Below are 18,317 nucleotides of genomic sequence, written 5' to 3' on the forward strand. Positions count from 1 at the left end.
AAGGAACGCGCCATATCGTTGGCAGCATGGCTGGCCAGGTGGAGGGCAAGGGCTATCCCGACGCGATCGTGCGGCCGGTGACGGCGGCGCGGACGATCACGACCGAGCGGTTCGCGCCGTCCGCGGAGATCGCCGGGCACGTGGACTACCACTGGTACGTCGGCTGGGACCTCGAGCACCCGCACGACCAGCAGGTCATCCCCCAGCCGCGGATCCACATCGCCGCCGAGGAGGGCCGGCTGCTGGTCCACGGCATCGGCCGGCGCCCGTTCGTCCGGCACCTCACCGGCCGCGGCCACACCCTCGGCGTCTCGTTCCTGCCCGGCCTGTTCCGCCCCGTGCTCGGCAGCCGGGTGAGCTCGATCGCCGACCAGGTCGTCCCGGCTGAGGAGCTTCTCGGCGTCGACGACCGGCCGGCCGCGGACCGGATCCTGTCGTCGGCCGATCCGAAGGAGATGGCCGCCGCGATGGAGTCCTACCTGCTGGAGGTCGGCCTTCCCACCGACCCCGTCGCCGAGGACGTACGCCGCTGGGTGGCTCTCGCCGAGGACGACCGCTCGATCACCCGGGCCGAGCAGCTCGCCGACCACGCTGGCCTGAGCCTCCGGTCGCTGCAGCGCCTGTTCAGCGAGTACGTCGGGATCGGCCCGAAGTGGGTCGTGCAGCGGTTCCGCGTGCTCGAGGTCGCCGCCCGCGCCCACTCCGGCGAGGTCGACTGGGCCGCGGTCGCCGCGGAGCTGGACTTCAGCGACCAGGCCCACCTGGTGCGGACCTTCCGGGACGTCGTCGGCGCTCCCCCGGCGACGTACGCCAAGGACCTCTAGCCGCGAGCGAGCTGCTCGAGCGCGGCTGCCGAGGGCGAGCCGGGCTCGGCCCGGTAGAGCACGATCCGCTGGCTGGTCTCGGGCAGCACCATCGCCTCGTACGCCAGGTCCATCCGCCCCGCCACCGGATGCCGCAGCCGCTTGATCCCGTAGCCGCAGTCCATCACCGGATGCTCGGCCCACAGCTCGGCGAACAGGTCGCTGCGCTGGACGAGCTCGCCGACCAGGCAGCTGAGGATGTGGTCGTCGGGGTGCAGGCCCGAGGAGTAGCGCAGGAAGCCGACCATCTGCAGCCCGGTGCCCTCGGGGTCGACGAAGAGCTCCGGCCCGTCCGGCTCGAGGAAGAACCGGCGGATGAGGTTCGGGCGGTGGGGGCGGCGGGCGTAGGGGGCGTCGAAGTCGAGTCCGTGACCGAAGAGACGGTGACCGAGATCGTTCCAGGCGAGCACGTAGTTGGCGTGGTCGACGATGAGCGCCGGCCCCGGGTAGTCCATCAGCATCGCCACCGCGGCCGGGCGTGGCTCCACGTCGCGGCCGCCCGAGACCGTCTCGACGGGGCGCGCCAGGCGACGCAGGTGGTCGTGCTCCTCGGCGCTCAGCCGCAGCGCCCGGGCGAGCGAGTCGATCACGGCATCGGAGGCGTTGTGGTGGTCGGCCCGCTCCAGCCGGGTGTAGTAGGTCGGCGAGACGCCGGCCAGCATCGCCAGCTCCTCGCGCCGCAGGCCGGGTACCCGTCGAGCGCCGTAGGACACCAGTCCGGCCTCCTCGGGGCTGATCGCCGCCCGGCGGCTGCGCAGGAACTCTCCGAGCTCGGTCGTCATGGTTCCTATAGTGCGGCCGCGCGGCGATTTCTTCCTGTCCCTGTCAGTGCCAGGCACGCGGGTGGCTGTCAGGACAGGTGTCTGGCTGGCGTACGCCGTCCGGCGCAGCGTTGGGGCCATGACCACGACTACCCAGGCCGAGCCCGTACGCGCGGCCGCCATGACCCGCGGACAGCTGCTGGTGCTCCTGCTGCTGCTCGCCTCCCAGTTCACCCTCACCGTCGACTTCTCGATCCTCAACGTGGCGCTGCCGACCGTCGGCGACAGCCTCGGGTTCGCCGAGGCCCACGTGCAGTGGATCGCGACCGCGTTCGCCCTGTGCGCGGCCGGGTTCACGCTGCTCTTCGGCCGGATCGGCGACTACGTCGGCCGCCGTCGGGTCTTCCTGATCGGCATGGTCGCGCTGGGCGCCGCCTCGCTGCTCGGCGGCGTCGCCACCTCGCCCGAGGTGCTGCTCACCGCTCGGGTCGCCCAGGGCCTGGCCACTGCCGCGGTCACCCCGGCGGCGCTCTCGCTGCTCACCGTCTCCTTCCCCGAGGGGCCGCTGCGGCAGCGTGCCCTGGGCCTGAACAGCGTCGTGATGTCGACCGGCTTCACCGCCGGGGCGGTGCTCGGTGGCGTGCTCACCGATCTGCTCTCCTGGCGCTGGGCGTTCCTGGTCAACGTACCGATCGCGCTGCTGGTGGTCGCCGTGGCGCCGTTCGTGCTGCGCGACTCCGCCGACCGGGAGCGGTCGCGGCTCGACCTCCCGGGTGCGGTGCTGGTGACCAGCGGTCTGCTGGCGCTCGTCTACGGCGCGACGCGGCTGGGCGAGGCCGGCATCGGCGACGTCATCGGGCTGGCCGCCATCGGTGTCGCGGTGGTCCTGCTGGTCGCCTTCTGGCGCGCCGAGTCCACCCATCCGCACCCGCTGGTGCCGTTGCACATCCTCACCCGGCGCACGATCGGCTTCGGCAACATCGCCGGCTTCGCCACCTTCGCCTTCGAGTCGTCGCTGGTCTTCGTGCTGACGATGTACCTCCAGCACGTCCTCGGCCTCGACGCGCTGCAGACCGGTCTGATGCTCGTCGCGATGGGCCTGGGGGCGATCATCGGCGGCTCCCTCGCTCCTCGGTTCATCGAGACCTTCGGGGTACGCACCGCCGTCGCGGGCGGTCTGGCCCTCCAGGCGGTCACCACCGGCGTGCTCGTCCTGGTCGGGCCCTCGGTCGGCTGGCTGTGGTTCGTCGGGCTGATGAACTTCGTCGGCGCGATCGGGCACGTCGCCGCGATCGTCGGCTTCATGGTCGCGGCGACCTCCGGGCTGCCCGACCACGAGCAGGGGCTGGCCACCGGGCTGGCGATGATGACCCAGCAGGTCGCGATCGCGCTCGGCATCCCGATCATGTCCACCGTCGCCACCGCCGCCGGCGGCGTCGCCTCGCTCGGGGCTCTGCACCTGGCGATCGCGGTCAACGCCGTCCTGGTCCTCCTCGCCGCGGTGCTGGTGGCCGTCGGTCTGCCCGTCCGTCGGTCCACCCTCCGAAACTCACCACACTAAGTTTATGAAGTCAGTAGACTTTACTCATGAGCGCTCCCACACCTCGTCTTCGACTCGCCGTGGCTCTCGACGGCGCCGGGTGGCATCCGGCCGCCTGGCGAGAGCCGAACGCTCGGCCCGGGGATCTCCTGAAACCCGGCTACTGGGCTGATCTCGTCCGGGAGGCCGAGTCCGGCCTGCTGGACTTCGTCACGATCGAGGACTCGCTCTCGATCCAGACCGACGCGCCCTTCGCCACCGAGGACGACGATCGCACCGATCGGGTGCGCGGGCGGCTCGACGCGGTGCTGGTCGCCTCCCGGATCGCGCCGCTGACCCGGCACATCGGCATCGTGCCGACCGTGGTCGTCACCCACACCGAGCCGTTCCACCTCAGCAAGGCGATCGCGACGCTGGACTACGTGAGCCGGGGCCGGGCCGGCGTACGGGTGCAGGTGGCGCCGCGGCCGCGCGACGCGGCGCTGTTCGGGCGGCGCGAGTTCCCCGACCTCTCGTACGCGGACCTGCGCTCGCCCGCGGGCGAGGGGCTGCTCCGGGAGACGTTCGCCGAGGCCGCGGACTACGTCGAGGTGCTGCGGCGGCTGTGGGACTCCTGGGAGGACGACGCCGAGATCCGCGACGTCGCGACCGGCCGGTTCATCGACCGCGACAAGATCCACTACATCGACTTCGAGGGACTGCACTTCGACGTGAAGGGTCCCTCGATCACCCCGCGGCCGCCGCAGGGCCAGCCGGTCGTGGCCGCCCTCGCCCACCGCGACCGGCCCTTCGAGCTGGTCGGCACCTCGGCCGACGTCGGGTTCGTGACGCCCCGGACGGCGGCCGACATCGCCTCGATCACCGCCGAGATCCGGGCCGCTCAGTCGGCCGCCGGGCGCGACGACGAGACCGTCCATGTCTTCGGCGACGTCGTCGTCCTCCTCGACGAGACCGAGCAGGGCGCCCAGGACCGGCTGGCCCGGCTGAACGAGGCGGCCGGGGCTGCGTACGAGTCGGACGCGCTGGTCTTCGCCGGCACCCCGGAAGGCCTGGCCGACCTGCTCGCGACCTGGCACGCCGCCGGGCTGAGCGGGTTCCGGCTGCGGCCGGCGGTGCTCCCCGACGACCTGCGTCAGATCACCCAGAGGCTCGTGCCCGAGCTGCAGCGGCGCGGGCTCTTCCACGATGCGTACGACGCCGCGACCCTCCGGGGCGCGCTCGGTCTGCCGCGTCCCACCAGCCGCTACGCCACCACCGAGGGGACGCCCGCATGAGCACGCCGCACCGCACCGACAGGCCGAAGAAGCAGATCCATCTCGCCGCCCATTTCCCCGGCGTCAACAACACGACCGTGTGGAGCGACCCGGCCTCGGGCAGCCACATCGAGTTCGACTCGTTCGTCGAGTTCGCGCAGATCGCCGAGCGCGGGCTGTTCGACTTCATGTTCCTCGCCGAGGGGCTGCGGCTGCGGGAGCAGGCCGGGGAGATCTACGACCTCGACGTGGTCGGCCGGCCGGACACGTTCACGATCCTGGCCGCGCTCGCGGCGGTCACCGAGCACCTCGGGCTGACCGGCACGATCAACTCGACCTTCAACGAGCCCTACGAGGTGGCCCGCCAGTTCGCCAGCCTCGACCACCTCTCCGACGGCCGCGCCGCGTGGAACGTGGTGACCTCCTGGGACGCGTTCACCGGGGAGAACTTCCGGCGCGGCGGCTACCTGCCGCAGGGCGAGCGCTACGAGCGGGCCAGGACGTTCCTCGACGCCGCGACCCGGCTGTGGGACACCTGGAAGGGCGACGAGATCCTCGCCGACAAGGCCTCCGGAGAGTTCCTGTCGACACCGGCGCCCGGCGCGTTCGAGCACCACGACTCGCAGTTCGACATCAGCGGCCGGTTCAACGTCCCGCGCAGCCCGCAGGGCCGCCCGGTGATCTTCCAAGCCGGCGACTCCGAGGAGGGTCGTGACTTCGCCGCGGCCAAGGCCGACGCGATCTTCTCCCGGCACAGCCACCTCGATGACGGGCAACGCTTCTACGTCGACGTGAAGGGTCGCCTGGAGAGGTTCGGGCGTCGCCACGAGGACCTGCTGATCCTGCCCGCGGCCACGTTCGTGCTCGCCGACACCGACGCCGAGGCCGTGGAGCTGGCCCGGGAGATCCGCCTGCAGCAGGTCTCGCCCGCGACCGCGATCAAGCTGCTCGAGCAGCTGTGGAACCGCGACCTCTCCGACCACGACCCCGACGGCCCGCTGCCCACCGTCGACCCGTCCGAGAACGACGACCTGATCGCCAAGGGTCGTGCCAGCGCGCGTTCGCACGGGGACCGGCTCGAGCAGGCCGAGCGCTGGCGGGCGATCTCGCAGGCGAAGGGGCTGAGCACCCGCGAGACCATCGTCGAGGTCACCGGCCGGCAGAGCTTCATCGGCTCGGCCGAGACGATCGCGTCCACCATCGACGACTTCGTCCAGGCCGACGCGGCCGACGGCTACATCCTGGTCCCCCACATCACCCCCGGCGGCCTGGCGCCCTTCGTCGACCACGTGGTGCCGCTGCTCCAGGAGCGCGGCGTCTTCCGCACCGCCTACGAGGGGACCACGCTCCGGGAGAACCTCGGGCTGCGGGAGCCGACCAGATGAGGTTCCTGGCCATCACGCTCATCGTCCACCGGCCCGATCCGGTGACGGGGCAGCAGAAGTCGACGTACGAGAGGTTCCGGGAGGTCGTCGCCAACGCCGTCCTCGCCGAGGAGCTGGGGTTCGACGGGTTCGGGGTCGGCGAGCGGCACGAGCGGCCGTTCATCTCCTCCTCCCCGACGGTGGTGCTCTCCCACCTCGCGGCACGCACCGAGCGGATCCGGCTCTTCACCGCGGTGACGACGCTGGCGCTGCTCGACCCGGTGCGGGCCTATGAGGACTACGCCACCCTCGACCACCTCTCCGACGGCCGGCTCGAGCTGATCATCGGCAAGGGCAACGGCTCCGCGCAGCGCGACCTGTTCCAGGTGACGCCGGAGGACCAGTGGGACCGGAACGCCGAGTCCTACGAGATCTTCCGGAAGCTGTGGCGCGAGGACCGGGTGACCGCCTCGCCGCGGTTCCGGCCCGAGCTGGTCGAGGCGGAGGTCTGGCCGCGGCCGCTGCAGCAGCCGGTGCGGGTCTGGCACGGGAGCGCCACCTCGAAGGAGTCCGTCGACCTCGCCGCCCGCTACGGCGACCCACTGTTCTCGGCCAACGTCACCAACCCGATCGAGCCCTACGGCGAGCTCGTGGACCACTACCGCGAGCGCTGGGCGGCCTACGGCCACGACCCCGCCGCCATCGCGATCGGCGCCGGGACGGCGGGCCTCTACGTGGCACCGACCAGCCAGGAGGCGTACGCCGCCTACCGCCCGGTCTTCGAGGGCCAGCTCGCCTTCCAGGCGAGCGTCGGGCTCGAGCCGGTCTTCCCGACGCTGGAGGACTTCGTCGAGCGTTCCTCGGCGCTGGTCGGGTCGCCGCAGCAGGTCATCGAGAAGATCCACCGCTACCACGAGCGGTTCGGCCACCAGGTCGTCCACGTCCATGCCGATGCGAGCGGCCTGTCCGAGCAGCAGCATCGCGACAGCCTGGAGCTCTTCGCCTCCGAGGTGGCTGCCCCGCTGCGTACCGCCCTCCCCGACCCGCCCTGGGGCTGGGGCTCCCCCACGAACGGAGCGACTCCATGAGCCACACACCCCTGTCCGTCCTCGATCTCGTGCCCGTGTCGTCCGGCGCCTCCGGTGCCGATGCGCTACGCAACGCCGTCGCGCTCGCCCAGGCGACCGAGTCGTTCGGCTACCACCGCTACTGGGTCGCCGAGCACCACCTCAACCCCGGTGTCGCCGGCACCTCGCCGGCGGTCGTCCTGGCGCTGCTGGGCAGCGCCACCTCGACGATCCGGATCGGGTCCGGAGCGGTGCTGATGGGACACCGGACGGCGCTGTCGACGATCGAGGAGTTCGGGCTGCTCGACGCCGCCTTCCCCGGCCGGATCGACCTCGGCCTGGGCCGCTCCGGCGGCCGTCCCGGGTCCTCGGGCCCGGTGGACATCGGGGTGAACCTGGTCGACGGACGCACTCCGGAAGGCCTTCTCGTCCCGCCGAAGTTCGATCCCAGCGGGCTGCTCGGGTCACCGCGGTTCCGGCTGCAGAAGGAGCTCCTCCAGCTGCCCGGGGCGACCTCCGCCGACTACGGCGAGCAGGTGGACACGATCCTGGCCTTCATCGACGGCACCTACCGCGATGCCGCCGGAACCCCGGCGCAGGCCGTCCCCGGCGAGGGCGCGGAGCTCGAGCTGTGGGTGCTGGGCAGCAGCGGCGGCGAGAGCGCCGAGGTGGCCGGCAAGCGGGGGCTCCGGTTCGCGACGAACTACCACGTCAACCCCTCCGGCGTCCTCGAGGCGGCGTACTCCTACCGCACCGCCTTCGCGCCTTCCGACACCCTCGCCGCACCTCATGTCGCCGTCTCCGCCGATGTCGTGGTCGCCGAGACCGAGGAGGAGGCACGCGAGCTCGCCACCGGCTACGGCCTCTGGGTTCGCTCCATCCGCACCGCCGAGGGCGCGATCCCGTTCCCCACCCCCGACGAGGCGCGCGCGTGGGAGTGGACCGAGGAGGACCGAGCGCTCGTGCAGGACCGGCTCGACACCCAGTTCGTCGGCACCGCGGCGCAGGTCGCCGATCAGCTGGAGATCCTCCAGCGTGCCGTCGACGCCGATGAGCTGGTCATCACGACCATCACCCACGATCACGCCGATCGTGTCCGCTCCTACCAGCTGATCGCCGAGGAGTGGGCCCGCCGCGGTCACTGAGGTCGGGTGCGGGGGTGACACGGCGTCCGCCGTGTCACCCCCGCTGCGCCCGAACCTTCTACGGCTTCTTCTCCCCCGCCTCGACCGCGACCGGCAGCCGGTTGCCGGCCGGCGGGAGCGGGCAGGTGGCGTGGTCGGTGTAGGCGCACGGCAGGTTGGTGGCGCGGTTGAAGTCGATCACCACGTTGCCCTGCGCGTCGGGTGCGCCGACGGAGAGCGACCGGTTGGCGGCGTACGTCGTCCTCCCAGAGGTCTGGTCGACGAACAGCACGTGCAGGGAGTCGGGCGCGAAGCCGGGGAACGCGATGAGGCTGTGCACGGCACCGCCGACCTCGAACTCGATCTCGCCCACGGCCTCGTAGACGTGCTCGAGGCCGTCGACGACCGAGCCGACGGTGGTCGGGACGGGCGTCTCGTAGGCCACGAAGCGCCCCGGCACGGCCCACTTCGGGTCGGGCGGATAGGCCTCGGTGCCGCGATAGCCGACCAGGACCGGGTTGTCGGGGTGGCGCGGACGGATGATGTCGTTGCCGCCGCGCTTGGCGATCTCGACGACGGCGTCGCCGAACGCGGCAGTGACCCCACCGCGCTCGTCGATGATGCCGAACGAGTGCCGGCCGGTGACCTCGACGCCGTCGACGACCAGCGACTCACCCGGGGCCAGCGAGACCACGATGCCCTCGGGCCCGGTCGACCAGGCGCCCGGCACGTCGTCGTACGTCTCCGGCTCCTCGGTGAGCCAGCGGATCGAGGTGATCGCGAGGAAGCCGTGCTTGTCGGCGCGGCGCCGCTCGTGCTCCTCGTGCCAGGTGATCCAGTCCTGGGCGAAGGTGTCGGTGTCGATGACGGTCATGTGTCCTCCCGGAAGGTTCAGAATGCCGGCTTCGGATTGAACTCCGACTTGTCGAGCTTTATGTCCGAAACGTCCCACTTCGTAAAGATCTTGTTGTAAGTCCCGTCGGCGATGAGCGCGTTGATGGCATCGACGAGCACCGGCGCCAGCGGCGACTTCTTGGCCACGACGAAGCCGACGTCGGTGAGGCTGAGCTCGCCGAGGTACTTCAGGCCGGGCTGGTGGGAGACCAGGTACTTCAGCGACAGCGTCGGCCCGAAGTAGAGGTCGGTCTTGCCGTTCTGAAGGCCGAGCAGGATCGCGGCGTTGTCCTTGAAGTAGTCGACCTCGTAGGCCTTCTTGCCGGCCTTCTCGCACTCGGCGGCGCCGTCCTCGAGGATCTGCTGGAAGCTGGAGCCCGGCGAGGTCGCCACCGTGTGGCCGCAGATGTCGGTCAGCGTCTTCACCTGGTCGAGGTCGCCGTCCTCGCGGGAGACGAACGACTGCCCGTCGAGCAGGTAGGTGGCGTAGTCGACGACCTCGAGCCGCTCGGAGGTGACCGCGAAGTTGGCCTGGCCGACGTCGTACTTCCCGCTCTGCGTGCCCGGGACGATCGTCTCGAAGCTGCCGAACTCCGTCTTCCAGGTCACCCCGAGCTTGGCCGCGAGCGCGTTGCGCAGGTCGATGTCGAGACCGATCTGCTCCCCGGACTGGTCCGAGCCACCGTGCGGCAGCCCCTGCTCGCCGGTCGCCTCGGTGGTGCCGAGGATCAGAGTCTTGGACTTCTGTACGTCGGCCGGCAGCCGCTCGGTCAGCGCCGGGTCCGCCTGCACGTCCGAGACGACGTCCTGGGTCGGGATCGCGGCCGGTTCGGCGGAGGCCGACCCGTCCGACCCGATGCCACGTTCGGCGTCGCTGAGCGTGTCGGAGGCGTTGCCGCAGCCGGCGAGGACGAGGGCCGCGACGGCGACCAGGGCGAGCTTGAGCTTCACGGAGTGGGGTCCTTTCGAGGGGGTCACAACACAGCGGAGAGGAACGCCCGAGCGCGCTCATGGGTGGGAGAGACGAGTACGTCGCCGGGCGCCCCGGCCTCGATGAGCCGGCCCTCGTCGAGGAAGACGACCTGGTCGGCGACCTCGCGCGCGAAGCCGATCTCGTGGGTGACCACGATCATCGTCATCCCCGTCCGGGCGAGGTCCTTCATCACGCCGAGCACCTCGCCGACCATCTCGGGGTCGAGCGCGGAGGTCGGCTCGTCGAAGAGCATCAGGTCGGGTTCGACCGCGAGCGCGCGGGCGATCGCCACCCGCTGCTGCTGACCGCCCGACATCTGTCGTGGGTAGGAGCGCTCCCGGTCGGCCAGGCCGACCCGGTCGAGCAGCTCGCGTCCGCGCGTCTCGGCCGCCCGGCGGCGTACGCCTGCGGCCAGCTGGCCCTCCACGACGTTCTCCAGCGCGGTCTTGTGCGGGAACAGGTTGAACTGCTGGAACACCATCCCGATCCGGCTGCGCTGGCGGGTGATGGCCCGGTCGGAGAGCTCCCGCAGGTGGGCTCCCTCGCGGCGGTAGCCGATGATCTCGCCGTCCACCTCGACGAAGCCGGCGTCGGGCTTCTCCAGGTGGTTGACCGTACGCAGCAACGTCGACTTGCCCGAGCCCGACGGCCCCAGGACGACCGCCACCGACCCCCGGGCGACGTCGAGGTCGATGGCGTCGAGGACGGTGTTGGCGCCGAACTGCTTGCTCAGGCCGCGGATCCGCACGAGGGGCTCGCTCATCAGATGACCTCCACGTCTCGACGGGGGCGCGACCGCGGGACGAGCGGGAGCTGCCCGCGCCACAGCCGCCAGAAGCCGGTGCGCGCACCCTTGCCGCGGGCGTAGTAGCGCTCCACGAAGAACTGGATCGTCGACAGGACGGTGACCAGGATCAGGTACCAGATGGTGGCGACCAGCAGCAGCGGGATGACCAGGTAGTTCTGCGCGTAGATCAGCTGCACCGAGTAGAGCAGGTCCTGCACCGCGATCACCGAGACGATCGAGGTGCCCTTGAGCAGCCCGATCAGCAGGTTGCCGGAGGCCGGGATGATCGCCGGCATCGCCTGCGGGAGCACGATCCGCCAGAAGATCCGGGCCTTGGACAGGCCGAGCGCCTTGGCCGCCTCGGTCTGTCCGGCCTCGACCGAGACCAGGCCGCCGCGGATGATCTCGGCGGCGAACGCGGCGATGTCGAAGGTGAGCCCGACGAAGGCCGCGAGCAGGCCGCTGAACAGATGGGCCGTCTCGATGGTGACGAACGGCTTCAGGAACGGGATGCCCAGGCTGATCTGCGGATACAGCGAGGCCATCTGGAACCAGAAGAGGAGCTGCAGCAGCGGCGGCACGCTCCGGAAGAACCAGATGTAGACCGCGCTCACCGAGCTCAGCACCGGGTTCGTGGAGAGTCGCATGACCGCGAGCACGATGCCGAGCAGGTAGGAGCTGACCAGCACCGCCGCGGTCAGCCACAGGGTCAGCACCAGGCCGTCGAGGATCGAGGGACGCAGGAAGAAGGCGCCGACGACGTCCCAGTGGTAGCGCGGGTTCGTGACCAGGCTCTTCACGATCCCGGCGACGACCAGCAGCACGAGCACCGCCGAGATCCACTGCCCCGGCTTGCGGCGCCCCAGGAGCCGGGCACCGAGGAGCTGCTCGTCGCCGTCGCGGGCGAGCAGGGTGTGGCGACGTACGGCCTCTTCAACGCTCACGCGCGACCACCACCTATTTGTCGAGTAACTTGCTCAACATTGTATCCGTGGTGGATGTTCCCGGGTGAGGCATCCGGGAAATGGGACGAGCCCCGAACCCAACGGGGTTCGGGGCTCGACGGGCTCGAGGCTTAAACGTGGTAGTTCGGCGCCTCGGCGGTGACCTGGACGTCGTGGGGGTGCGACTCCTTGAGCGAGGCGGAGGTGATCCGCATGAAGCGACCCTTCTCCTGCAGCTCGGGGATGGTGCGCGCGCCGACGTAGAACATGGTCTGGTGCAGGCCGCCGGTGAGCTGGTGGGCGACGGTGGCCAGCGCGCCCTTGTAGGCGACCTGGCCCTCGACGCCCTCGGGGACGATCATGTCGTCGTCGGTGACCTCGGCCTGGAAGTAGCGGTCCTTGGAGAAGGACTTCTTGCCGCGGCTCGACATGGCGCCCATCGAGCCCATGCCGCGGTAGGCCTTGAACTGCTTGCCGTTGATCAGGACCGTGTCACCGGGGGTCTCCTCGGTGCCGGCGAGCATCGAGCCGAGCATCACGGTGTCAGCGCCGGCGACGAGGGCCTTGCCGATCTCACCGGAGTAGCGCAGGCCGCCGTCGGCGATCACGGGGACGCCCGCCGGCTTGCAGGCCAGGCTCGCCTCGTAGACGGCGGAGATCTGCGGCACGCCGACACCGGTGACGACGCGGGTGGTGCAGATCGAGCCCGGGCCGACACCGACCTTGACCGCGTCGGCGCCCGCGTCGACGAAGCTCTGCGCACCCTCCTTGGTCGCGACGTTGCCGCCGATGACCTGGACGTGCTTGGTGGCCGGGTCGGTCTTGAGACGGCGGACCATGTCGATCAGCATGCGTACGTTGCCGTGGGCCGTGTCCGCGACGAGCACGTCGACACCGGCCTCGATCAGCGTGGTGGCCCGCTCCCAGGCGTCGCCGAAGTAGCCGATCGCGGCGCCGACGAGCAGGCGGCCCTGGGCGTCCTTGGAGGCGTCGGGGAACTGCTCGGACTTCACGAAGTCCTTGACGGTGATCAGGCCGGTGATGCGACCGTCCGTGTCGACCAGCGGGAGGCGCTCCAGCTTGTGCTGGCGCAGCAGCTTGGTGGCCTCCTCGCGGGAGATCTCGGCGGGGCCGGTGATCAGGTCCTTGGAGGTCATCACCTCGTTGACCTTCGTGGTCGCCCACTCGGCGACGGGGGTGAACCGGAGGTCGCGGTTGGTGATGATGCCGATCAGCTTCTGGTCGACGTCGACCACGGGGAACCCGGAGATCCGGTATTCACCGGCGAGCTTGTCGAGCTGCTCCAGCGTCGCGTCGGGGCCGATGGTGACCGGGTTGGAGATGATCCCGGTCTGGGTGCGCTTGACCAGGTCGACCTGGTAGGCCTGATCCTCGATGCTCAGGTTGCGGTGGAGCACGCCGATGCCGCCCTGGCGGGCCATCGCGATCGCCATCCGCGACTCGGTAACGGTGTCCATCGCCGCGGAGATCAGCGGCACGCGGAGGTTGATCTCACGGGTCAGCCGGGAGGTCGTATCGATGTCAGACGGCGCCAGATCCGAGTATCCAGGCATCAGGAGTACGTCGTCGTAGGTGAGGCCGAGCGTCGCGAACTTCTCCGGGATCTCCATAGAGAAATGTTACGGCCGAGCCCCGGGGATCGCCGAAACGGCGAGACTTCTCATCCCGAGCTACCGGTCCAACGGCTTGAGGTCCCGCACCGGCACCTTGACGGTCAGCAGGTCGCCCGCCATCCGGATCCGGCCGCGCATCCCGGCGGCGAGGACCATGGGCAGCACGGCCTGGTTGTCGGACTGGGTGGTGAGCAGGATCTCGTCGGCGCCGAGCATGTGCGCGAGCCTGGCGGTGTCGACCAGCAGCCGGGTGCCGATGCCGCGGCGCTGCCAGGCCGGGTCGACGCGCAGGTTGACGATGCGTACGTTCTCGTCGTCGTCCGCCGGGCCCAGGACCTCGCCGATGCCGACGGCGACGCCGTCGATCAGCGCGGTGACGGTCTCACCGGTGACGACGAGGTCGGGGGTGCTCCCGGTGCCCAGGCGGCGTACGGGCGGGGTGGTGCCGATCGCCGCCGACTCGCGGCTGCGGTCGAGGACGTCGTTGACCAGGTCGGCCATCGCGGAGCCGCGGGCGTGCTCGGTCGCGGTGAAGGGTGCGGTGCGGTGGAGTTGGACGTCGACGTCGGCGACCCGCAGCTCCATGGTGTCGTGGACGACCCCGGGCGGCGCCTCGGCCTCGGCGTCGAAGAGCTGGGCGACGACCTCGGGGAACGACATCGGCCGCTCCAGGACATGTCGTGCGGCCTGGACGTAGCGCGTCGGCTGGTCGGCGAGGGCAGCCTCGTTGGCGGGCTGGATCACCATGTCGCACCCGCCTGCGGAGGCGAGCAGCTCAGCGACCCGCAGGTCGTTCCAGCCCGGTGGCGTACGCAGCACGAACTCGTCGGTCACCTCCTCCAGCCCGGGGAAGATCTGCATCCCCAGGATGTTGACCCCGGCCTCACCGCAGCGCTGCGCCAGCGCCGCCAGCGTGCCCGGTCGGTCCGGCAGCGTCGTACGCACTCTCCACAACATCGTCCCCGCCATGGGCCCTAGTCTGCCTGTTCTGCTGTTTCTGATCCGTTTCCCACGGTTAAACCTTCAGTCGGCGGGCGGTCGCGGCGGGGTCTGCTCGCCCGCTTCGACGAGCACGTCGATGTGGTTGCTCGCCGGCGGGAGCGGGCAGGTGGCGTGGATCGTGTAGGCGCAGGGCATGTTGGCGGCCCGGTTGAAGTCGAGGACGGCCTTGCCGTCGACCGGCTGCTCGACGGCGAGCTGGCGGCAGGCGGCGTAGGTGGTGACCCCGCTGGTCTCGTCGGTGAACAGCAGCCACAGCTCGTCGTCGCCGCCGTCGAAGGCGATCAGCCGCTGCGGGCGCCCGTTCACCTCGAACGCGACCTCCCCCACCGCGTCGATGATGCTCGAACGCCCCTCGACCACGGAGCCGACCGAGATCGGGCGACTCGTCTCATAGGCGGTGAAGACGGCTTTGACCTGCCATGACGGGTCCGGATCGTACGTCGGGGTGCCCGTGTAGTCGCGCAGGAACGGACCGTCGGGCTGTCGCGGACGGAGCACCGGGGTGCCGAAACGGTCCGCGACCTCGACCGTGCCTGCGTCGAAGGTCGCGATCACGCCGATCGGGTCGACGTGGCCGAAGACGTGACGGCCGGCGAGCGTGGCACCGCCGAGCTCGAGCCACTCGCCCTCGCCGAGCTCGACGACGGCACCCTCGGGACCGTTGGACCAGACGCCCGGGATCCCGGGGAAACGCTGCGGCCTCGGCCCCAGCCAGTGCAGGCCCGTGATCGCCAGGAAACCTTCGGGACTTCTCAGCTCGGCCTCCCGCTGCTCGCGCCATCGCTGCCAGGCCTGCTCGAAAGTCACGCGCCGCACTCTACAAAGACTTGCGTTGCCAGGTCTTGCAATGGTTGCCGACTTTTACCCTCGGCTTCACCGACTGTGTGCCTGCCCCCTCACGCGTGCGAGCCGGGCCAGGTGGATCGCGCCGCGCGCCGCGGTGACCAGGACGAGGTACCAGATCGCGGCCACCGCGAGCAGCGGGATGATCAGGTGGTTGCGCTCCTCGAGCGCCTGGACGACCCCGAGCAGGTCGGTGATCGAGAGCACCGAGACCAGGCTGGTCGCCTGCAGCGTGGTCACCAGGATGTCACCGGACGCGGTGAGCCGGTCGTCGTCCGGAAGAGCCCTGGCTGCGTACGCTCCCATCGCCAGCGCCAGCCCCGCGATCGCCGCGTAGACGGGTGTGACCAGCCGCATCGCATCGAGGTGCACCCCGGGGATCGCGAAGGTGATGTCGGGGAAGACCAGGGCGATGTTGCTCCACAGCAGGAGCTGGACGAGCACCGGGATGCTGCCGAAGACCCAGACGTACGCAGCCGCGAGCCCGCCCAGCAGCGGGTTGCCGGACCTCTCCATCCTGATCACGACGAGCCCGATCGCCGCGGCCATCGCGAAGACCAGCGCGGTCAGCCGGACCGTGAGCCAGACCCCGGCGAGCACGTCCGGGTGGAGCAGATGGCCGACGACCTCGCCGAGAAGGAGGTTCTCGTTCCGCACCAGGCTCCACAGGAGCCGGAGGAGAAGGAGGGTGAGGAGGGCTGCCACCGCCCATTCGAGCCGGCCGCGACGGTTCAGACCGGCCAGGTATGCCCGGCCGGTCCTGTCAGCAGCAACGGTCTCGGTCATCGCCGTGAACCATGGCGTCTCCTGATGACCAGGAGGTTGCTATCAGCTGGTCTTTCCTTGAAATCGCCGAGTCGGCGCATCCGACCCCTCTCGCTCGCTTCGCTGCGCGAGACACGGGGTCAGATGCGCCGACTGGGCTCTGCTCAGTAGGAGGGCTGGGCCTGGACGTTCAGCTCGTCGAACCTGACCCTCTTCGCCGAGGCGACGCGCGGGTCACGCAGGTCGAAGACGTCGAAGCCGCGCTGGATCTCGTTGGAGTAGATGTAGCCGTTGTAGTAGTAGGTCGACCAAGGGCCGGCGATCGTCGAGGTGTCCTCGAACGGACCGCGGTCGAACCACGCGATCTCCTTCGGGTTGGCCGAGTCGGTGAAGTCGTAGACCGACACACCGCCCTGGTACCAGGCCTGGACCATGATGTCCTTGCCCTTGACCGGGATCAGCGAGCCGTTGTGGGCGACGCAGTTCTCGGTGTTGGACTGGGTGCGCGGCATCTTGTAGTAGGACTTGAAGACGAGCTGGCCGTCCTCGATGTCGTAGATGCCGTTGGCGCCCTTCTCCATCCCGGTCTCCGGGTTGCAGGTCGGCGCACCGCCGCCACCGAGCTCGTCGGTGAAGACGACCTTGGTGCCGGTGTTGTTGAAGGTGGCCGAGTGCCAGAACGCGAAGTTCTCGGTGTCGGTGACCTGCTCGGTCACGACCGGGTGCTCGCGGTCGGAGATGTCCATCAGGATGCCGTCGCCCATGCAGGCGCCGGCCGCGATGTCCTTGGACGGGTAGGTGGTGATGTCGTGGCAGCCGGCGGTGTTGGTGTAGCCACCGTCGGGGAACAGCACCGGCTCAGCGACCACCGCGGCCCGCTCCGGCGCCCGCTTGGGGATCTTCACGATGCTGATCTTGTCGTGCGGCGGCTGGCAGTCGGGGTAGGTCGCCCGGGGCCCGTAGGAGGAGACGTACGCATAGACGGACCGGCCGTCCTTGCTCGGCGCCAGCGAGTGGGTGTGGGAGCCGCACTTGGTCTCGACCGCGGCGACGTACTCCGGGTCTCGCGGGTTGCTGATGTCGAAGACGCGGAGGCCCTCCCACGACTCCTTGATCTCGGCCGACTGCGCCACGTTGTCGCAGGTGTTGTTGCTGCGGCTGGAGTCGACGGAGAGGACGAGCAGGTCGCCGTAGACGGAGATGTCGTTCTGGGAGCCGGGGCAGACGTACTGCTTCACGAGTCGCGGGCTGGCCGGGTTCCTGATGTCGATGACGTTGAACCCGTTGTAGTTGCCGGCGAAGGCGTAGTGGCCCTGGAAGGCGAGGTCGCTGTTGAGGGCGTTGGTGGGCGTGAAGGCACCTGACTTGGGGATGTTGGCGATCAGGTGCATGTTGGGTGTGCCGTCGGACTCGCCGGCGGGCACGACCGGGTTGTTGGCGCCCAGCTGGGCGAGGTCGTTGCCGGCGACGCAGGCGGAGGCGAAGTTGTCACCGAGCTTGGTGATCGCCTGCTTCTCTTCGGCCGTGCAGCTCGTCTGGGCCTCGGGAGCCCGAGTCGTCTGACTCGACTCGCTCTCGGTGCCGTGGGTGTGGGACTCGTCTGCGGAGGACGGGGCGGCGACGGCCAGCCCTCCTGCGACAACCAGGACCGCCGCGATGGGGGCCAGGTAATGGGTAGGTCGTCTAAGCCTCATGGTGCAAGCCTTCCGAGTCGGCCGCCGTGGGGTGGCAGGGCATGACCACTCAACTTTAGTAAAACTCGTACATGGCCGGCATGGAATGTGAATAAATTGTTCATCCCCACGGCATCTCGGAAGGAGACACATGCCCAGGCGACTCGGCGTCATCTCGGTGGTCGTTCTCGCGGCGATGTCGCTCGGCGGGTGCGGAGGTTCCTCGCACGACGCGCACGCCTCCCACGGCTCCCACTCGCCCAGCCCGGAGGCGGCCACCCAGTCGGCGCCGGTGGTGCAGGGCGGCGCGCCCGGCGAGCCGGCGCGGACCGTCTCTCCGTCGGCCGCCGCCACGGACGAGTGGACTCAGACCGACGCCGACTTCGTGACAATGATGATCCCCCACCACGCCCAGGCGCTGGAGATGACCCGGCTGGCACGGGAGCACGGTGTCAACCCCGAGGTCGTCTCCCTCGCGAAGCGCATCGAGTCGGCCCAGGGTCCCGAGATCGTGGCGATGAGCGGCTGGCTCGACCTCCGCGGACTGAGGGTTCCCCGGGCCTCGGACCCCCCGCACACCATGGCCGGCATGCTCACGCCCGAGCAGATGACCGCGCTCGGCAAGGCCCGTGGCGAGGAGTTCGACCGGCTCTTCCTGACCGGGATGATCCAGCACCACCAGGGCGCCCTGGAGATGGCCGAGCCGATGGCCTCCAAGGGCAGCGACGCGCTGGCGATCGAGATGGCCACCGACGTCGAGGCCACCCAGTCGGTGGAGATCGAGATCATGGAGAAGCTGCTCGCGGAGCTGTGAGAACCGGTACGTTGCG

At 70.0% G+C, this 18,317-nt stretch carries 17 protein-coding genes; 7 read left to right on the plus strand and 10 right to left on the minus strand.

From position 1 onward, the window contains the following. Positions 1-26 precede the first annotated feature (26 nt). Positions 27-824, plus strand: coding sequence for a helix-turn-helix domain-containing protein (locus tag HD557_RS22515; protein ID WP_196875532.1), 798 nt, complete (start codon positions 27-29; stop codon positions 822-824). On the opposite strand, the gene HD557_RS22520 is transcribed toward HD557_RS22515, so the two are convergent. Further along, on the minus strand, positions 821-1,645 hold the full coding sequence (locus tag HD557_RS22520; RefSeq protein ID WP_196875533.1) for a helix-turn-helix transcriptional regulator: 825 nt from the start codon (positions 1,643-1,645) through the stop codon (positions 821-823). The genes HD557_RS22515 and HD557_RS22520 overlap by 4 nt on opposite strands. A 118-nt stretch (positions 1,646-1,763) precedes the next feature. On the opposite strand from HD557_RS22520, the gene HD557_RS22525 reads away from it, so the two are divergent. From HD557_RS22525 to HD557_RS22545, 5 genes are read left to right on the plus strand one after another with little or no spacing between them, the layout of a single operon-like run. Further along, positions 1,764-3,185 (plus strand): MFS transporter, encoded by a 1,422-nt coding sequence (locus HD557_RS22525; RefSeq protein ID WP_196875534.1) that lies wholly within the window; start codon positions 1,764-1,766, stop codon positions 3,183-3,185. 26 nt (positions 3,186-3,211) lie between these two features. Beyond that, a complete protein-coding gene (locus HD557_RS22530) occupies positions 3,212-4,438 on the plus strand; it encodes an LLM class flavin-dependent oxidoreductase (RefSeq protein ID WP_196875535.1) in 1,227 nt (408 codons plus the stop codon). Then, entirely contained in the window at positions 4,435-5,802 is a 1,368-nt protein-coding gene (locus HD557_RS22535) for an NtaA/DmoA family FMN-dependent monooxygenase (RefSeq protein WP_196875536.1), read from the plus strand. Before HD557_RS22530 ends, HD557_RS22535 begins: the two co-directional genes overlap by 4 nt. After that, positions 5,799-6,869 carry an LLM class flavin-dependent oxidoreductase gene (locus HD557_RS22540; protein ID WP_196875537.1) on the plus strand — a complete coding sequence of 357 codons (1,071 nt, stop codon included), beginning with the start codon at positions 5,799-5,801 and terminating at the stop codon, positions 6,867-6,869. Before HD557_RS22535 ends, HD557_RS22540 begins: the two co-directional genes overlap by 4 nt. After that, positions 6,866-7,993, plus strand: coding sequence for an LLM class flavin-dependent oxidoreductase (locus HD557_RS22545; protein ID WP_196875538.1), 1,128 nt, complete (start codon positions 6,866-6,868; stop codon positions 7,991-7,993). The genes HD557_RS22540 and HD557_RS22545 overlap by 4 nt, the downstream gene beginning before the upstream one ends. 58 nt (positions 7,994-8,051) lie before the next feature. On the opposite strand, the gene HD557_RS22550 is transcribed toward HD557_RS22545, so the two are convergent. The 9 genes from HD557_RS22550 to HD557_RS22590 form a co-directional block, all read right to left on the minus strand. Beyond that, positions 8,052-8,846: a DUF1684 domain-containing protein gene (locus tag HD557_RS22550; RefSeq protein WP_196875539.1), complete on the minus strand. Its 795-nt coding sequence runs from the start codon at positions 8,844-8,846 to the stop codon at positions 8,052-8,054. Between the two features lie 17 nt (positions 8,847-8,863). Continuing rightward, positions 8,864-9,817, minus strand: a complete 954-nt coding sequence (locus HD557_RS22555) for a transporter substrate-binding domain-containing protein (RefSeq protein ID WP_008362409.1) — start codon at positions 9,815-9,817, stop codon at positions 8,864-8,866. A 23-nt stretch (positions 9,818-9,840) separates the two neighbouring features. After that, positions 9,841-10,602, minus strand: coding sequence for an amino acid ABC transporter ATP-binding protein (locus HD557_RS22560; RefSeq protein WP_196875540.1), 762 nt, complete (start codon positions 10,600-10,602; stop codon positions 9,841-9,843). Next, complete coding sequence (locus tag HD557_RS22565) at positions 10,602-11,570, minus strand: amino acid ABC transporter permease (protein WP_196875541.1); 969 nt, start codon at positions 11,568-11,570, stop codon at positions 10,602-10,604. Before HD557_RS22565 ends, HD557_RS22560 begins: the two co-directional genes overlap by 1 nt. 131 nt (positions 11,571-11,701) lie before the next feature. Continuing rightward, positions 11,702-13,201, minus strand: a complete 1,500-nt coding sequence (gene guaB, locus HD557_RS22570; RefSeq protein WP_008362412.1) for an IMP dehydrogenase — start codon at positions 13,199-13,201, stop codon at positions 11,702-11,704. Between the two features lie 60 nt (positions 13,202-13,261). Next, positions 13,262-14,173, minus strand: coding sequence for a GNAT family N-acetyltransferase (locus HD557_RS22575; protein WP_008362413.1), 912 nt, complete (start codon positions 14,171-14,173; stop codon positions 13,262-13,264). 54 nt (positions 14,174-14,227) lie between these two features. After that, positions 14,228-15,013: a DUF1684 domain-containing protein gene (locus HD557_RS22580; protein WP_307785689.1), complete on the minus strand. Its 786-nt coding sequence runs from the start codon at positions 15,011-15,013 to the stop codon at positions 14,228-14,230. Positions 15,014-15,079: 66 nt separating this feature from the next. Further along, entirely contained in the window at positions 15,080-15,835 is a 756-nt protein-coding gene (locus tag HD557_RS22585; protein WP_196875543.1) for a hypothetical protein, read from the minus strand. Positions 15,836-15,978: 143 nt separating this feature from the next. Further along, positions 15,979-17,508: an LVIVD repeat-containing protein gene (locus HD557_RS22590; protein WP_008362416.1), complete on the minus strand. Its 1,530-nt coding sequence runs from the start codon at positions 17,506-17,508 to the stop codon at positions 15,979-15,981. Positions 17,509-17,638: 130 nt separating this feature from the next. Here HD557_RS22590 and HD557_RS22595 point away from each other — a divergent pair, with 130 nt between their 5' ends. Then, positions 17,639-18,301, plus strand: a complete 663-nt coding sequence (locus HD557_RS22595) for a DUF305 domain-containing protein (protein WP_196875544.1) — start codon at positions 17,639-17,641, stop codon at positions 18,299-18,301. Positions 18,302-18,317 lie beyond the last annotated feature (16 nt).

The organism is Nocardioides luteus (genome assembly GCF_015752315.1).
Taxonomy (GTDB): domain Bacteria; phylum Actinomycetota; class Actinomycetes; order Propionibacteriales; family Nocardioidaceae; genus Nocardioides.

Coding starts and splice junctions, on each gene's coding strand:
- HD557_RS22550 (WP_196875539.1), bottom strand. CDS start 8,846: ATGACCGTCATCGACACCGACACCTTCGCCCAGGACTGGATCACCTGG.
- guaB (WP_008362412.1), bottom strand. CDS start 13,201: ATGGAGATCCCGGAGAAGTTCGCGACGCTCGGCCTCACCTACGACGAC.
- HD557_RS22540 (WP_196875537.1), top strand. CDS start 5,799: ATGAGGTTCCTGGCCATCACGCTCATCGTCCACCGGCCCGATCCGGTG.
- HD557_RS22515 (WP_196875532.1), top strand. CDS start 27: ATGGCTGGCCAGGTGGAGGGCAAGGGCTATCCCGACGCGATCGTGCGG.
- HD557_RS22520 (WP_196875533.1), bottom strand. CDS start 1,645: ATGACGACCGAGCTCGGAGAGTTCCTGCGCAGCCGCCGGGCGGCGATC.
- HD557_RS22560 (WP_196875540.1), bottom strand. CDS start 10,602: ATGAGCGAGCCCCTCGTGCGGATCCGCGGCCTGAGCAAGCAGTTCGGC.
- HD557_RS22545 (WP_196875538.1), top strand. CDS start 6,866: ATGAGCCACACACCCCTGTCCGTCCTCGATCTCGTGCCCGTGTCGTCC.
- HD557_RS22575 (WP_008362413.1), bottom strand. CDS start 14,173: ATGGCGGGGACGATGTTGTGGAGAGTGCGTACGACGCTGCCGGACCGA.
- HD557_RS22535 (WP_196875536.1), top strand. CDS start 4,435: ATGAGCACGCCGCACCGCACCGACAGGCCGAAGAAGCAGATCCATCTC.
- HD557_RS22530 (WP_196875535.1), top strand. CDS start 3,212: ATGAGCGCTCCCACACCTCGTCTTCGACTCGCCGTGGCTCTCGACGGC.
- HD557_RS22525 (WP_196875534.1), top strand. CDS start 1,764: ATGACCACGACTACCCAGGCCGAGCCCGTACGCGCGGCCGCCATGACC.
- HD557_RS22595 (WP_196875544.1), top strand. CDS start 17,639: ATGCCCAGGCGACTCGGCGTCATCTCGGTGGTCGTTCTCGCGGCGATG.
- HD557_RS22590 (WP_008362416.1), bottom strand. CDS start 17,508: ATGAGGCTTAGACGACCTACCCATTACCTGGCCCCCATCGCGGCGGTC.
- HD557_RS22585 (WP_196875543.1), bottom strand. CDS start 15,835: ATGACCGAGACCGTTGCTGCTGACAGGACCGGCCGGGCATACCTGGCC.